Origin of the sequence: Hyphomonas sp., from assembly GCF_040882205.1 — a bacterium.
Classification (GTDB): Bacteria; Pseudomonadota; Alphaproteobacteria; order Caulobacterales; family Hyphomonadaceae; genus Hyphomonas.
Window position 1 is genome coordinate 1 of record NZ_JBBEBT010000230.1, and the last position, 14,511, is coordinate 14,511.

Sequence of the window (14,511 nt, forward strand, 5' to 3'; positions counted from 1 at the left end):
TCACGCCCTTCCTGGCGGCCGGGCACGGGATGGCAGCGGCGGCCTACCGGCGGCTGAGGCCGGAAGCCTCGGGCGAGGCATTGATCGCGGGCCCCGAACACGGCTAAGTTCAGCCGGGCTTGCGGAGGGACGCGGCATGATCAAGGGTTTCACCTTCGAGCGCGCGCTCAGCTGGCCTTTCTCCGCGCCGCACGTCAGCACCTTCCCCTGGTTCTTCGGGCTCGCCTATGCGGCGGTTTTCTCGCTGGTCGCCGCTGTGATCGGCTTTGCGGCAGCGGACGATTTCATCGCTTGGGCGCGCGCAATTGAAGCGCTCGGGAACGAGACTGACGCGGACCTGATCCTCGGCGGCCTGTTCGGCGCCATGGTGCCGCTTCTGCCCTGGTTCGGACTTTCAATGCTGGCCTTCTGGGTCGTCTGGGCGATGTTCGAAACTGCCTCGCAGCGCCGTTATATACGGGGCGAAACCTTCTCCCTCGGCTTCGGCGCCGATGAGGCGCGGATGATGGTGGTCGCACTTTACTGGACCCTGTTCACGCTGGTGGTCTGGGCGGCGCCGTTCCTGATGATCTTCGGCGGCATCTGGGCTGCCATCGTCGGCGCGAGCCAGGGCCTGGCGGATGAGGAGGTCGGCCAGCGCATTGTTGCCCCGATGTTCGGCGCCGCGGGCCTCTTCCTGCTTCTGACGCCGCTCTATGTTTTCCTCGCCACGCGGCTTGCGCCCTGTTTCGCGCTGACCGTGCGGACACGGGAGATCCGTTTCCCCGATGCCTGGAACGTCTCGCGCGGACGCTTTTGGCCGATTCTCGGCGCCTATCTGATCCTCTCGGTCGCGGGCAGCCTGCTGGCCCAGGTGATCGGCGGCATCGCTCAGCTCGCCATGATGCCCGCTTTCATGGGCATGCTGCAGGACGCCGAAGCCGGCGGCGACGTCACCGCGCACATGCTGTCGCCGGGCTTTTTCTTCCCGGTGGGACTGTATGTCTTTGTACTGATGTTTCTGCAGGGCGTTCTGCAGCACGCGGTCGGCGCCCCCGCCGCCTTCGCGGTGCGCCATGATCCTCGCGGCTGTATCGAACAGGAGAACCAGCTTGAAGCCTTCATCTGAGAAAGCCCGCACCGCATGAGTTCCGACAAGGCTGGCCTGAAGGGCGCTGCGCTGCACTTTCTGCGCACGGACGGTCCGCGCGGCTTCCTCATGCGCTTCGCGTTCGTCTATGCAGCAGCGACGCTGGTCATGCAGGTCTTCGGCCTCTGGCTGCAGGCTCCGGTTTATGAAATCTACCTGCGCGCCTTCGCCGAGAACGACGGCGACATCACGGCCTATGCGGACGAGTTGAACGCGGTCTCGCTGCAGTCGAACCTCGGGTCTCTGCTGATGCTGCCCGTCTCACTGGCGATCTGGGTGATGTTCGAAGGCGCCAGCCAGCGGCGCTATATCCGGGCGGAAGGTTTCCGTCTGCGGATCAGCGCTGATGAAGGCCGCCTTGCCCTCGTCGGGCTGATCTGGGGCGCGCTGCTGATCGGCGGCTATTTCGCGCTGGCACTTGGCGCCATCATTCCGGGCGTGATCGCAGGCGCGACCGCCGGTGTGGCTGCGGGCGTGATCGTGGGTGGGCTGATCTTCCTCGGGGTATCGTGGCCGCGCTCTGGCTGTTCGCGCGCCTGTCACCCGCTTCGGCGCTGACCATCCGTGATCAGCAGATCCGCTTTTTCGAGGCATGGAACGTGACGAAGGGAATTGGCTGGGGCCTGATGGGCAGCTATTTCATGCTCTTCCTCGGCTTCACGATCCTGTCGCTGATTGCTTACGGCGTCCTCGGCGTACTTGGGTTCATCCTGATCGCGCCGACCATCGATTCCGGGGCCGGCGCCGAAATGGCGGACGCTGTGCTGACCACGATTGCGCGACCATCGTTCTGGGCCCCGATGGCCTTTGCGGCGTTCCTTGTCATGATGGTGCAGAGCATCTTCGCTCACGCACTCGGCGGCCCGGCGGCCTGGGTCGTGCGGCAGGACAGTCTGGCAGGCGGGACGGTGTTGTCGGAGACGTTCGGGTAGGCGCGTCTGCGCAGTTAATCCGGCCCGCGCGCAGCGCGAGAGCCGGGGCCTTCTTCAGGCAAGGGCGGCGAGAAGGTCCCGACTGGGCGGCGCGCTTTTGCGTCTTGTCCGGGATGACCGGGTGAGTGAGGCCTACTTTGCCCCCGCGCTTGCCTTCGGTTTCTTTGCGGGCTTCCTGGCTTTTTCCTCGGTAGGCGGAGATTTAGCAGCTGCCTTGGCGCGCTTGTTGCGCTGAGCGCGGCGTTCGTCCTGGCGGCGGAAGGTTTCGGCAAGGAAACGGCCGGTATGGCTTTCGGGGATCGCCGCGATGTCTTCGGGTGTACCGGCTGCGATCAGCATACCGCCGCCATCTCCGCCTTCTGGGCCAAGGTCGAGCACCCAGTCGGCGGTTTTCACCACGTCGAGGTTATGCTCGATGACGACAATCGTGTTGCCCGCATCGACCAGTTCGTGCAGAACTTCGAGGAGCTTCTTGACATCCTCGAAATGCAGACCCGTGGTCGGCTCATCAAGGATATACAGTGTACGCCCGGTGGCGCGTTTCGAGAGTTCCTTGGCGAGCTTCACGCGCTGCGCTTCGCCGCCGGACAGCGTCGTGGCTTGCTGGCCGACCTTCACATAACCGAGGCCAACCTGGTTCAGCGTGTCGAGCTTCGAGGCGATGGCAGGAACGGCGGCAAAGAATTTCGCGCCGTCTTCCACCGTCATATCGAGCACGTCGGCAATTGACTTGCCCTTGAAGTGAACGTCCAGCGTCTCGCGATTGTAGCGTTTGCCCTTGCAGGTCTCGCAGGTGACGTAGACATCCGGCAGGAAGTGCATCTCGATCTTGATGACGCCGTCGCCCTGGCAGGCCTCGCAGCGCCCGCCCTTGACGTTGAAGCTGAAACGTCCTGGCGCATAACCGCGCGCTTTTGCTTCCGGCAGGCCGGCATACCAGTCACGGATCGGGCCGAAGGCGCCGGTATAGGTGGCGGGGTTTGAACGCGGCGTCCGGCCGATAGGTGACTGATCGATATCGATGACCTTGTCGAGATGCTGCAACCCGTCGAGGCTTTCATAGGGCGCCGGCGAATCCGACGCGCCGTTGAGCTTGCGCGCGAGCGCCTTGTAGAGCGTCTCGATGATCAGCGTCGACTTGCCGCCGCCGGAAACGCCGGTGACACAGGTGAAGGTGCCGAGCGGGATCGAGGCGGTGACGTTCTTGAGATTGTTGCCGGTGGCGCCTTTCACGACGAGGCTGCGCGAGCCCTTGGTGACCGGGCGGCGTTTCGGAATTGCGATTTCGCGCGTGCCGTTCAGATAGTCCGCCGTCAGACTTTTAGGGTTTGCCATCACTTCTTCGGGCGTTCCGCTGGCGATGATTTCGCCGCCATGCACGCCGGCGGCGGGGCCCATGTCGATGACATGATCGGCGGTCAGGATCGCGTCCTCGTCATGCTCAACCACGATGACCGAGTTGCCAAGATCCCGCAGCCTGCGGAGCGTCACCAGCAGGCGCTCGTTGTCGCGCTGGTGCAGGCCGATGGACGGCTCGTCGAGCACGTAGAGCACGCCGGTGAGGCCGGAGCCGATCTGCGAGGCGAGGCGGATGCGCTGGCTTTCACCGCCGGACAGCGTGCCCGAGGCGCGGCCGAGCGAGAGATAATCGAGGCCGACATCATTGAGGAAATTCAGCCGGTCGTTGATCTCCTTCAGGATGCGCGCGGCGATTTCCCTCTGCTGCTTCGTCAGCGTTTTGCTCACGCCGCCGAACCAGTCCCCTGCCTTGCGGATGGAGAATTCGCCGGCCTGCGAAATATCGAGGCCGGCAATCTTCACGGCCAGGGCCTGCGGCTTCAGGCGTTTGCCGCCGCAGGCCGGGCAAGGCGCAGCAGACTGAAAGCGCGCGATTTCCTCGCGCACCCAGGCGCTGTCCGTTTCGCGGTAGCGCCGGTCCAGATTCGGGATCACGCCTTCGAAGGTTTTCTTCGCTTTGTAGGTGCGCATGCCGTCATCATAGAGGAACTGGATTTCCTCATCGCCGGTACCGTAGAGGATGATGTGCTGGATCTTCTCGGGCAGCTTGTTCCAGGGCTTCGTCAGGTCGAAGCGGTAATGCGCGGCGAGGGCTTGCAGGGTCTGCGTCTGGTAGGGCGAGGTGGATTTGGCCCAGGGGGCGATGGCGCCGTCGAGCAGGCCAAGGTCCTTGTCCGGAACAATCATCGCCGCGTCGATCTTCAGCTGCTCGCCGAGACCGTCGCAGGAGGGACAGGCGCCGAAGGGATTGTTGAAGGAGAAAAGGCGCGGCTCGATTTCCGGGATCGAGAAGCCGGAGACCGGGCAGGCGAAATTGGCGCTGAAATTGATGCGCTTGTGTTCGGTCTCGCCGGGCTCGAGGTCAGCATATTCGCCGATGGCGATGCCCTGCGCGAGGCCTAGAGCGGTTTCGAAACTTTCGGCGAGGCGTTGCTGCATGCCTTCGCGCACGACAATGCGGTCCACGACCACGTCGATGTCATGCTTGAACTTCTTGTCGAGCTTTGGCGGGTTTTCAAGTTCGTGAAATTCGCCGTTGACCTTGACGCGCTGGAAGCCGTTCTTCAGCAGTTCGGCAAATTCCTTGCGGTACTCCCCTTTGCGTCCGCGGACGATCGGGGCGAGCAGGAAAAGGCGCGTGCCGTCCGGCAGCTCCATGGTGCGGTCCACCATCTGACTGACGGTCTGGCTCTCGATGGGCAGGCCTGTGGCGGGCGAATACGGCACGCCGACGCGGGCCCAGAGGAGGCGCATATAGTCGTAGATCTCGGTGACCGTGCCGACCGTGGAGCGCGGGTTGCGGCTGGTCGTCTTCTGCTCGATCGAGATGGCGGGCGAGAGGCCTTCGATGGATTCCACATCCGGCTTCTGCATCAGCTCGAGGAACTGGCGCGCATAGGCCGATAGCGATTCCACGTAACGGCGCTGGCCTTCGGCATAGATCGTGTCGAAGGCGAGTGAGGATTTGCCGGAGCCTGACAGGCCAGTCATCACCACAAGCTCACCGCGCGGGATGTCCACGTCGATGTTCTTGAGATTGTGTTCCTTGGCGCCGCGCACGCGGATGAAAGGGGATTCGGCCATGGGCGTTCGGGCTCGCTCGGGAGGAAGGCTTACAGGGGATCTGTAGGCGGTTTGCTGCCGGCAAAGAATGACCCTGCCTTGGATCTGTCTGACAGCGCTCTCGATATGAGGACAAACCAGGCAATGGCCAAGGCGAGCATGGCAGCAACTACAAAAGCAGTGAGAGCGTCGGGCATTAACTCATCTCTTCAAACAAGGCGTGGCGAAACAGCCTCTGACTATCTGTGGCGCGAGTCCCGGTTGACGAGAAGAACAAAATGTGAACATAAAGGCGCGGCTGCATTTGGCCGCAGTTGAAAGCGCCAGTGGAATTCATCGCCTCTCAGGCGACACGGGCGAGGCAAAAGCGTAGAAGCGTTCGAATCGATAGCGAAACAGACAAAACGGAGAAGTCCTCATGGCGGGCTCGGTAAACAAGGTGATCCTGGTGGGCAATCTCGGGGCGGACCCCGAGGTGAAGCAGTTCCAGAATGGTGGGCAGGTGTGCAATCTGCGGATCGCGACGTCGGAGAACTGGCGCGACAAGGCCAGCGGCGAGCGCAAGGAGAAAACCGAGTGGCACGCTGTGTCGATCTTCTCGGAAGGCCTGATCAAGGTGGCGCAGAGCTACCTGAAGAAAGGCTCCAAGGTCTACATCGAAGGCAAGCTGCAGACCCGCAAGTGGCAGGACAAGGACGGCAATGACCGCTACACGACCGAGATCGTGCTGCAGGGCTTTGACGCGACCCTCGTTATGCTCGACGGGCGCGGCGAAGGCGGCGTTGCCAGCAGCGGTGGCGCCAGCCGGGATACGGGCTACGCGGGCGGCGGTGGCAGCCGGCAGATGAGTGGCCCGAAGGAAAGCTTCAGTCAGGACCTCGACGACGAGATCCCGTTCTAGGCGGAGACGGTATGGCAGGCTTCCTGCGCAGGCTGTTGACTGGCCCGCTTCTGGCGGCCCTGGTGCTCGGCGCCTGTGCAACGCCGGCGGCGACGCCGTTGGCCGAGACGGTGCTGATGGAAGGCGCGCTGACGGCCGAAGGCATTGATCCTTCGACGTCCGCACTGGTGATCCTGCGGCTGGAGGACGAGCACGTCTGGTCGAGCGGCGGGGCGCGGGTTTACCAACGCTTCACCCCTGCTTCGACTTCCAAGATCGCGCACATGCTGCTCGCCTACGAGACGGGCGCGGTGACGGGGCCGGACGAGCGCTTTCAGTGGGACGGTCAGAAACGCTTTGTCGACAGCTGGAACGAGGACCAGGATTTCGCGGCGGCGTTCCAGCGCTCGACGGTTTGGATCTATCAGATCGTGGTGGCGAGGATCGGCGCGGAAAAGCTGACAGCTGCGTTTGAGGCGTTCGGTTATGGCAATGGCAACATCGGCGGCCCGGAGGCGATCACGCGCTACTGGCTTGAGGGGCCGCTGGAGATTTCGGCAGCGGAGCAGGCCGCGTTCGTGTCGCGGCTCGTGCGCCGGACACTGCCGCTCTCGGCGGACACGTATCAGACGTCGATCCCGCTCATGGAACTGGCGCGCGGAGACAGCTGGGCGCTGTCTGGCAAGACCGGCTGGAAAAGTGTCGAAGGCGAGACGGATATCGGCTGGTTCGTCGGCTGGGCCGAGCAGACGGCCGGCGACGCGCCCGGCACCTATGTTTTCGCGCTGAACATGGACATGGCCGGTGGCATGGAAGAGGCGCCGAAGCGGCGCGCGGCGGTCGAGCGGGCCTTGCGCGAGATCGGGGCGCTGCCTTCCGATCAGGGCCGGTAGATTTCCACAAGCGCGCTGGTATCGACGCCGCTCGCCTTGAGAGCGCCGCCGATGAGGTGGATGGCGCCGTCGAGGGTTACGGCACCGAGGCCGTGGCGCGGGTGGGGCATCGGTTCGATGGCGGTCCAGGCATCGCAGGCCGGGTCATAGGCCCAGGCCTCGGAATAGACGCCGCCGCCATTGTCGAAGAATTCTCCGCCGAAGGCGTAAAGCCTGCCACCGTGTTCGGCCGCGGCGAGGCCGCCTTGTGCCTGCGGCATCGGGGCGGCGGTGCGCCAGCGGTCTTCTGTCGCTTCATAGACCTCGTGCGCGGGCGTATTGCCGCCTGCCACGCTTCGCCCGCCGGCGATGTGCAGCTGGCCGTCCAGCACGGCGCCAGCTGCGCTGTTGCGGGCGGTGATGCAAGGCGCAGCCGGGCGCCAGGGGCCGGCGGGATCATCCAGCACGAAATGGTGCGTCTGGTCAGCCTGGTCCTGCCAGCTGGCATTGGCTCTGCCAGCTGGTGAACGCCCGCCCGCAAGGTGCAGCAGGCCAGTGCCGTCCACCAGCATCACTGCCTCCGCGCAGGGCACGGGCAGCGCCGGGGCGGGCGCCCAGTTGCCCCTCGCGGCGTCTAACACCCAGCCGCTCGACTGCATGCTCCAGATGGCATCCGGCACCGGCGATTCGAAGCCGCCGAAAGCCCAGAGTTGGCCGCGCCAGCTGATCAGGTGCGGATGGTGGCGGTCGGCTGGCAGCGGCGCCGAGACGCGCCAGCCCTTGCCGTCCGGGCGCCAGAGGTGGTGGGCATCGGTGGGGCCGGTGATCTGCCCGTCTGCCGCAACGAAACCGCCCGCAAGGTGGAGCGCGCCGTCATGCGCGCAGGGATAGATTTCCTGTACCGGGAAGGGCAGCGGATCGCCCATCGACCAGCCTTTCTGAATTCCCGCGCCGGGGGAGTTTGCAGCATCCGGCGCGGCTTTGCAGGCTGCAGCCAGGAGGCCCGCGCCGAGGCCTGAAACGGCGGTGCGACGGGTAATTCCGGAAAGGGGCTTCGGGGGCATGCCAGGCGGTTCCGTCAAGAAGGCTCAAAAGGCTGAAAAAGCCCGATGAAGACTGCTATTTCTGATGCCTGAACGGTAGCCCCGGAGAGGCCCGGCTGCTAGTCTCAGATTCAGCGAAAAACGGCGATTCGGAACCCCGGTTCACGGACCAGTCCAGACCCACGCAAGAGGCTTCCCCATGAGCGACGACACGACCCCTCCGGACGAGCCGGAAACCCCGGAGAATGGTGGCGGTCCGCCGCGCCCTGCGGACGGGATCGAGCTGATTTCGATCGAGTCGGAGATGAAATCCTCGTATCTCGATTATGCGATGAGCGTGATCGTCAGCCGGGCGCTGCCGGATGTGCGCGACGGGCTGAAGCCGGTGCACCGGCGCATCCTCTATGCGATGAACGAGAACGGCAACACGCCGGACAAGCCTTACAAGAAATCCGCCAATATCGTCGGCTCGGTGATGGGTAACTACCACCCGCACGGCGACAGCGCGATCTATGACGCGCTGGTGCGCATGGCGCAGCCCTTCTCGATGGGCGTGATGCTGGTCGATGGCCAGGGTAACTTCGGATCGATCGACAACGATCCGGCGGCCGCCATGCGCTACACGGAAAGCCGGATGTCGAAAGAGGCGACCTATCTGCTCGCCGATATCGACAAGGACACCGTCGATTTCCAGCCGAACTATGACGGCTCGCAGAAAGAGCCGATGGTGCTGCCGGCGCAGTTCCCGAACCTCCTGGTCAATGGCGGTGGCGGCATCGCGGTCGGCATGGCGACGAATATCCCGCCGCATAATCTCGGCGAAGTGATCGACGCGACGCTGGCGATGATCGAGGATCCGGCGATTTCGGAAGATGCGCTGTGCGATATCGTTCCGGGGCCGGACTTTCCGACCGGTGGCCTGATCATGGGCCTGTCCGGCAGCCGTAAGGCGATGCTGACGGGACGTGGCAGCGTGATCGTCCGGGCCAAGACGGATATCGAGAAGGCGAAGAACAACCGCGAGGCGATCATCGTCACGGAAATTCCGTACCAGGTGAACAAGGCGGCGATGATCACCAAGATTGCCGAACTCGTGCGCGAGAAGAAGATCGAAGGCATTTCCGATCTGCGCGACGAGTCTGATCGCAACGGCATCCGCGTCGTCATCGAGCTGAAGAAGGATGCCAGCGCAGACGTGGTGCTGAACCAGCTCTACCGGTTCAGCCAGATGCAGAACTCCTTCGCGGTCAACATGCTGGCGCTGAACGGCGGCCGGCCGGAACTGATGAACCTGCGCAAGGTGCTCGAATACTTCGTCGCGTTCCGCGAGGAAGTGGTCGTACGCCGCACTAAGTTCGAGCTTGGCAAGGCGCGCGACCGGGCGCACGTGTTGGTGGGCCTCGCGCTGGCCGTGGCCAACATCGACGAGATCATCCGTATCATCCGCAATTCGCCAGACCCGGCAACGGCGCGTGAGCGCTTGCTGGAGAAGGCCTGGCCGCAGCAGGACATGGGCCCGCTGATCGATCTCATCGCCGACCGGCGCACGCGCCGGGGTCCGGATGACGGCACGATCTACCTTTCGGACGAACAGGCGCGCGCCATCCTGAACCTGCCGCTGCACCGCCTCACCGGCCTCGGCCGTGACGAGATCGGCAACGAGGCCCGCGGCCTGGCCGACAAGATCGCTGAACTACTGGACATCCTGCGTTCGCGCCCGCGCATCCTTGAAATCATCAAGGGCGAGCTGAACGAAGTGAAGAACAAGTTCGCCGTGCCGCGCCGCTCCGCCTTCACGCAAGGTGGCACGGATATGGACGACGAGGACCTCATCGAGGTCGAGGACATGGTCGTCACCGTCACGCATGGCGGCTATGTCAAGCGCACGCCTCTCGCCGCCTATCGCACGCAGAATCGCGGCGGCAAGGGCCGCTCCGGCATGGCGATGAAGGACGAGGATTTCATCGTACGCGTGTTCACCGCGACCACGCATACGGAAATACTGTTCTTCTCGTCGGCCGGCATGGTCTACAAGGAGAAGGTCTGGCGGCTGCCGATCGGCGGGCCGACCTCGCGCGGCAAGGCGCTGGTCAACATTTTCCCTCTGGCCACGGATGAGCGCATCGAAAGCGTTCTTCCGCTGCCGGAAGACGAAAAGGCAACCGAGCATCTCGACGTGATGTTCGCCACCCGCAGCGGCGGCGTGCGCCGCAACAAGCTGGCAGATTTCATCCGCGTCAACCGCGCGGGCAAGATAGCCATGAAGCTTGATCCGGGTGACGGCATTGTCTCGGTGCAGGTCTGCTCCGACAAGGAAGACGTGATGCTGACCACGGCGCTCGGCCAGTGCATCCGCTTTGATGTGACCGAAGTGCGCGTGTTTGCCGGCCGCGATTCGACTGGCGTGCGCGGTATCCGGCTCGCAGACGGCGACGAGGTCATCTCGATGGGCATCCTGCGGCATATGGACGTGACCTCCGAAGAGGCGCGCGCCTACCTGAAGCATGCCGCCGCGATGCGCCGCGCCGCAACCGGCGAGGAAGAAGAAATCTCTGACGACGACGAAGAGCCCGTGGCCGAAGCGGCGCTGTCGGCCGGGCGCATCGCCTCCCTCGGCGCGGCGGAGGAGTTCATCTTCACCGTGGCCGATGACGGTATGGGCAAACGCTCGTCCGCCTATGATTACCGCGTCACCGGACGCGGCGGGAAAGGCCTGGTCGCCCAGAATATCTGGGGCCGCGACAAGAAGGGCGGGCCGGTCAAACGCGTCGCGCAATCCTTCCCGGTGGGCGAGGGCGACGAGGTCATGCTGGTCACCAATGCAGGCCAGCTGATCCGCACTCCGGTCGACCAGATCCGGATTGCCGGAAGGTCAACCGGCGGTGTTTGGGTCCTGCGCACCAATGGCGACGAGAAGGTTGTTTCGGTTGCCCGGCTTGTCGAAGACGGTGAAGCCGGTATGGATAAGAACCAAGGCGGAGAGGGCTGAGTGCGCGCTGCCGGACGACAGGACTGGTAACAGGAGGGCTGCAGGTGCGCCGTATTGGACTTTATCCCGGAACTTTCGATCCGCCGACGAATGGCCATATCGACATCTTCGGCCGGGCGATGAAGCTGGTGGACGAACTGGTGATCGGGGTCGCGGTCAACGAGTCCAAGAAGCCGCTGTTCTCGCTGGAAGAGCGCGTGGCGATGGTTAAATCCGAGTGCGCCAAGCTGAACGGGCCGGGGCTGGCGGAAATCCGCGTGATGCCGATGCACGGTCTGCTGATGAAGTTTGCCGAGGCATGCGACGCCCAGATCATCGTACGCGGCCTGCGGGCGGTGCAGGACTTCGAATACGAGTTCCAGATGACCGCGATGAACGAGCAACTGAACCCCGACATTGAAACGGTCTTCCTTATGGCGGATGTTCGCCATCAGGCCGTTGCCTCACGGCTCGTGAAGGAAATCGCGAGCCTCGGGGGCAACATAACGCCGTTCGTCACGCCCGACGTGAAGACGGCGCTGTTGGAGAAGTACAGAAAATGAAACGTGTTGCGTTTGGAATAGCGGCCGGCCTTCTCGGGCTGGCGATGCCGGCTTGCGGGGATACGGCGGCACAGAAGACCTGGGCGCTGGGCGCCGGCGCCGAGACGCCAGACGCGGATAACTGGCGCGCAGTTGACCCGGCGAACCTGCTGGTTTTCGAGACGACCAAGGGCCGCGTACTGGTCGAAACCTTCCCGGAAATGGCGCCAAAACACTTCGCCCAGTTTACCAAGATCATCCGGGCCGGCGACCTCGACGCGACCACCTTTCACCGGGTGATCGACGATTTCATGGCTCAGGGCGGTGACGTCTGGGCCAAGAAGGGCGCAGATCCGGGCTGGCCGGGCATTCCGGGCGAGTTCACCATCCGCCGCGATGTGGCCGCGATGCCGCTGGACGCCATGATCGGGCCGGAGGACACCGGCAAGATGGGATATCTCAAGGGCTTCCCGATGCTGACGCAGCCCTCCTTCTTTGCAGAAATGTCCGCAGACGGATTTGTCGGCACCTCGATCCCGCACTGCCGGGGCGTGCTGTCGACCGCGCGGACGGATGATCCGAACTCGGCCGATACGCAATTCTTCCTGATGCGCGAACACTCGCCCCACCTCGACAAGATGTACACGTCCTGGGGCCGGGTGATCGATGGTCAGTCGGTCGTGAAGGCCCTCAAGAAGGGCGCGCCGGGCAGTGGCTCGGTGACCGATCCGGACCTGCTGACCTCGGTCAGGATTGCCGCCGACATTCCGGAAGCGAAGCGCCCGAAAGCCTGGGTGCTGCGCACGGATACCGATGCGTTTGCAGCTGAGCTGGCGACTATGGGCGAGGTCGACGTGTGTGACCTGCCGGCCGTTCCGGCAATGGTGAAGTAAGCGCAGGCTTGACGCTCTACCCATGCCTGCGCAATGAGCGCGGGCATGGACCTTACCCCATACAGTTTCGACCTGCCCGAGGCGCTGATCGCGCTGCGCCCGGCTGAGCCGCAGGATGCGGCGCGGCTGCTGGTAGTGCATGGGGATGGGCGACTGGAGGATTCGCGCGTGCGCGCCCTGCCGCGCTTCCTGGCGCCCGGCGATGTGCTGGTGTTCAATGATACCCGGGTGCTGCCGTCGGCGTTGAAGGGGGTGCGGCCGGCACGCGACGGTGTCAGCCGGGACGTGAATGTGGACGTGAACCTTGTCGAGCGGATCGACGCGCGGCGCTGGCTGGCGCTGGCGAGGCCTGGCCGGCGGCTGAAGGAAGGCGACACGATACAGTTCGCACACGGATTTTCGGCCGAAATCGCGGGTCGGCGCGAGGGCGGAGAGATCGAGCTGGCGTTCGACCAGGAGGGCGCCGCGCTGGAGGCCGCGCTGGACGCGCACGGGGCGATGCCGCTGCCGCCTTATATCGCGCGGCGCCGGCCAGCAGACGCGGCAGACCGCGAGACCTATCAGACAAAGTTTGCGGGTGAGGAAGCGGCCAGCGTGGCTGCGCCGACAGCGGGATTACACTTCACGCCGCGCCTTCTGGAAGAGATCGAAGCGGCGCAGATTGCACGCGAGCATGTGCGCCTGCATGTCGGGCTTGGCACGTTCAAGCCGCTGGAGGCGAAACACCTGGCTGAGAACAAGCTGCACAAGGAATGGCGACGCCTGACGCCGGACGTCGCCGCGCGGCTCAATGCAGCGCGGGCGGCAGGGAGCCGGATCGTGCCGGTCGGCACCACGGCGATGCGTACGCTCGAGAGCTGCGCCGATACGGATGGCACGCTGCATGCGGCGACCGGGCCGACCGATATCTTCCTGAAGCCGGGTGACGCTGTCCGCGCGACAGACGCGCTGGTCACCAATTTCCACCTGCCGGAATCGAGCCTCTTCATGCTCGTCTGCACACTGATGGGCACGGATGTGATGCAGGCGGCCTATGCACATGCCATCCGCGAGGGCTACCGGTTCTATTCCTACGGTGATGCCTGCCTGCTGCTGCCATGAAGAACCCCGCGCCGCATAGCGCGGGGCAATTCAGGGCGAGGGGTTGGATCAGAGAACCCTGACACCGTGCCCGTTTCACGCACTTCATAAGGCCGGTCACGCTGGTTGTAGCAGAAGGTCGTTTCATAGCGCGCGCGGTCGCCGTTTTCGTACGTGTACTGAAAGGCTTCGTAGCCGTCATAGCCTTCGTAACGCGCGTCCCGGTAGTGGCGGCGGTGGACATCGCCGCGCGTGCGCCCGTGGCCGGGCTGGCAGGCGTCATAGACGTAGGGGCCGCTGGTGTTTGTTTCGGTACGGGCGCCGACATTCACGTCCGCACCGGGTACGCCGACGCCGAGCCTGATCTGGGCATGGGCCTCACGGTCCGCGATGCTGGCGATGAACGTTACGGCCGCGGCCATTGCGAGGAATTGCAAGGGCTTTTTCATTTTTCCCCCGTGATGCTGGTACAAAACCAACGCTTCAGGCGGGCATCGTTTGCATTAAAAAATCGCACTGAAAACCGCGGCGCCTATTTCGATTTGCAGGACCGGGAGTCGATGAAATCCATCAGCGCGAAGCCGACGCCCGAGACAACGAAACTGAGATGGATGACCGTGTACCACATCAGCTGTTCGTTGGTGTATTTGCCGAGGTCCATGAAGATCTTCAGCAGGTGGATGGCTGAGATGGCGACAATCGACGCGATCAGTTTCGACTTCAGCCCCGAGAAATCCACTTTTCCCATCCAGGCCGGGCGGTCGCGGTGCTGGGCCGGGCCGATCTTGGACACGAAGTTCTCGTAGCCCGAGAACAGGATGATCAGCACCAGATTGCCGGCGAGCGAGATATCGACAAGCGACAGGATCAGCAGGATGACATCAGACTCCTCCATCGACATCACGTTCGGGATGGAATGCACCAGTTCGCGGAAGAAGGTGACGATCAGTATGGCGAGCGCGGCGATCAGGCCGAGATAGATCGGCGCCATCAGCCAGCGGCTCGCAAAGATCGTCTGCTCGATAAGGCGCTCGGGCAGCGGATCGCGCTCACGGCTGGGGGGCGGCGGGGTATCGAGGCTCATTCGGGAG

General features: G+C 63.9%; 13 protein-coding genes. 9 read left to right on the forward strand and 4 right to left on the reverse strand.

What is annotated here, in order from left to right; translation table 11 throughout:
- Positions 1-136 precede the first annotated feature (136 nt).
- The 3 genes from WEA77_RS09690 to WEA77_RS09700 are packed head-to-tail and all read left to right on the forward strand — an operon-like array spanning position 137 to position 2,061.
- A complete protein-coding gene (locus WEA77_RS09690) occupies positions 137-1,108 on the forward strand; it encodes a hypothetical protein (protein WP_368067671.1) in 972 nt (323 codons plus the stop codon).
- A 15-nt stretch (positions 1,109-1,123) separates the two neighbouring features.
- Positions 1,124-1,687, forward strand: a complete 564-nt coding sequence (locus tag WEA77_RS09695; RefSeq protein WP_368067672.1) for a hypothetical protein — start codon at positions 1,124-1,126, stop codon at positions 1,685-1,687.
- A 41-nt stretch (positions 1,688-1,728) separates the two neighbouring features.
- On the forward strand, positions 1,729-2,061 hold the full coding sequence (locus tag WEA77_RS09700) for a hypothetical protein (protein WP_368067673.1): 333 nt from the start codon (positions 1,729-1,731) through the stop codon (positions 2,059-2,061).
- Positions 2,062-2,193: 132 nt separating this feature from the next.
- Here WEA77_RS09700 and uvrA read toward each other — a convergent pair whose 3' ends face one another.
- Positions 2,194-5,163: an excinuclease ABC subunit UvrA gene (uvrA, locus tag WEA77_RS09705; RefSeq protein ID WP_368067674.1), complete on the reverse strand. Its 2,970-nt coding sequence runs from the start codon at positions 5,161-5,163 to the stop codon at positions 2,194-2,196.
- A 397-nt stretch (positions 5,164-5,560) separates the two neighbouring features.
- On the opposite strand from uvrA, the gene ssb reads away from it, so the two are divergent.
- Together ssb and blaOXA are read left to right on the forward strand one after the other, a co-directional pair.
- Positions 5,561-6,043: a single-stranded DNA-binding protein gene (ssb, locus tag WEA77_RS09710; RefSeq protein ID WP_368067675.1), complete on the forward strand. Its 483-nt coding sequence runs from the start codon at positions 5,561-5,563 to the stop codon at positions 6,041-6,043.
- 11 nt (positions 6,044-6,054) lie between these two features.
- The gene (gene blaOXA, locus WEA77_RS09715; protein WP_368067676.1) at positions 6,055-6,915 is read left to right on the forward strand and encodes an OXA-1090 family carbapenem-hydrolyzing class D beta-lactamase; all 861 of its coding nucleotides are present in this window, start codon (positions 6,055-6,057) and stop codon (positions 6,913-6,915) included.
- Here the strand turns inward: blaOXA and WEA77_RS09720 are convergent.
- Entirely contained in the window at positions 6,903-7,958 is a 1,056-nt protein-coding gene (locus tag WEA77_RS09720; RefSeq protein ID WP_368067677.1) for a Kelch repeat-containing protein, read from the reverse strand. The genes blaOXA and WEA77_RS09720 overlap by 13 nt on opposite strands.
- Positions 7,959-8,136: 178 nt before the next feature.
- On the opposite strand from WEA77_RS09720, the gene gyrA reads away from it, so the two are divergent.
- Genes gyrA through queA form a run of 4 tightly spaced genes read left to right on the forward strand, consistent with a single transcriptional unit; the run spans position 8,137 to position 13,441 of the window.
- Positions 8,137-10,926: a DNA gyrase subunit A gene (gyrA, locus tag WEA77_RS09725; RefSeq protein ID WP_368067678.1), complete on the forward strand. Its 2,790-nt coding sequence runs from the start codon at positions 8,137-8,139 to the stop codon at positions 10,924-10,926.
- 44 nt (positions 10,927-10,970) lie between these two features.
- The gene (gene coaD, locus WEA77_RS09730; RefSeq protein WP_368067679.1) at positions 10,971-11,468 is read left to right on the forward strand and encodes a pantetheine-phosphate adenylyltransferase; all 498 of its coding nucleotides are present in this window, start codon (positions 10,971-10,973) and stop codon (positions 11,466-11,468) included.
- A complete protein-coding gene (locus WEA77_RS09735; protein WP_368067680.1) occupies positions 11,465-12,340 on the forward strand; it encodes a peptidylprolyl isomerase in 876 nt (291 codons plus the stop codon). Before coaD ends, WEA77_RS09735 begins: the two co-directional genes overlap by 4 nt.
- 45 nt (positions 12,341-12,385) lie before the next feature.
- The gene (gene queA / locus WEA77_RS09740) at positions 12,386-13,441 is read left to right on the forward strand and encodes a tRNA preQ1(34) S-adenosylmethionine ribosyltransferase-isomerase QueA (RefSeq protein ID WP_368067681.1); all 1,056 of its coding nucleotides are present in this window, start codon (positions 12,386-12,388) and stop codon (positions 13,439-13,441) included.
- On the opposite strand, the gene WEA77_RS09745 is transcribed toward queA, so the two are convergent.
- On the reverse strand, positions 13,411-13,869 hold the full coding sequence (locus WEA77_RS09745; protein ID WP_368067682.1) for a hypothetical protein: 459 nt from the start codon (positions 13,867-13,869) through the stop codon (positions 13,411-13,413). The two genes, queA and WEA77_RS09745, sit on opposite strands and share 31 nt — an antisense overlap.
- Before the next feature lie 83 nt (positions 13,870-13,952).
- A complete protein-coding gene (locus WEA77_RS09750; RefSeq protein WP_368067687.1) occupies positions 13,953-14,504 on the reverse strand; it encodes a TIGR00645 family protein in 552 nt (183 codons plus the stop codon).
- Between the last annotated feature and the right edge of the window lie 7 nt (positions 14,505-14,511).

What these genes read in the sequence shown, in the direction of transcription:
- WEA77_RS09695 (WP_368067672.1), top strand. Translation starts at nt 1,124, where the DNA reads ATGAGTTCCGACAAGGCTGGCCTGAAGGGCGCTGCGCTGCACTTTCTG.
- WEA77_RS09750 (WP_368067687.1), bottom strand. Translation starts at nt 14,504, where the DNA reads ATGAGCCTCGATACCCCGCCGCCCCCCAGCCGTGAGCGCGATCCGCTG.
- WEA77_RS09735 (WP_368067680.1), top strand. Translation starts at nt 11,465, where the DNA reads ATGAAACGTGTTGCGTTTGGAATAGCGGCCGGCCTTCTCGGGCTGGCG.
- gyrA (WP_368067678.1), top strand. Translation starts at nt 8,137, where the DNA reads ATGAGCGACGACACGACCCCTCCGGACGAGCCGGAAACCCCGGAGAAT.
- WEA77_RS09720 (WP_368067677.1), bottom strand. Translation starts at nt 7,958, where the DNA reads ATGCCCCCGAAGCCCCTTTCCGGAATTACCCGTCGCACCGCCGTTTCA.
- blaOXA (WP_368067676.1), top strand. Translation starts at nt 6,055, where the DNA reads ATGGCAGGCTTCCTGCGCAGGCTGTTGACTGGCCCGCTTCTGGCGGCC.
- WEA77_RS09690 (WP_368067671.1), top strand. Translation starts at nt 137, where the DNA reads ATGATCAAGGGTTTCACCTTCGAGCGCGCGCTCAGCTGGCCTTTCTCC.
- ssb (WP_368067675.1), top strand. Translation starts at nt 5,561, where the DNA reads ATGGCGGGCTCGGTAAACAAGGTGATCCTGGTGGGCAATCTCGGGGCG.
- queA (WP_368067681.1), top strand. Translation starts at nt 12,386, where the DNA reads ATGGACCTTACCCCATACAGTTTCGACCTGCCCGAGGCGCTGATCGCG.
- uvrA (WP_368067674.1), bottom strand. Translation starts at nt 5,163, where the DNA reads ATGGCCGAATCCCCTTTCATCCGCGTGCGCGGCGCCAAGGAACACAAT.
- WEA77_RS09745 (WP_368067682.1), bottom strand. Translation starts at nt 13,869, where the DNA reads ATGAAAAAGCCCTTGCAATTCCTCGCAATGGCCGCGGCCGTAACGTTC.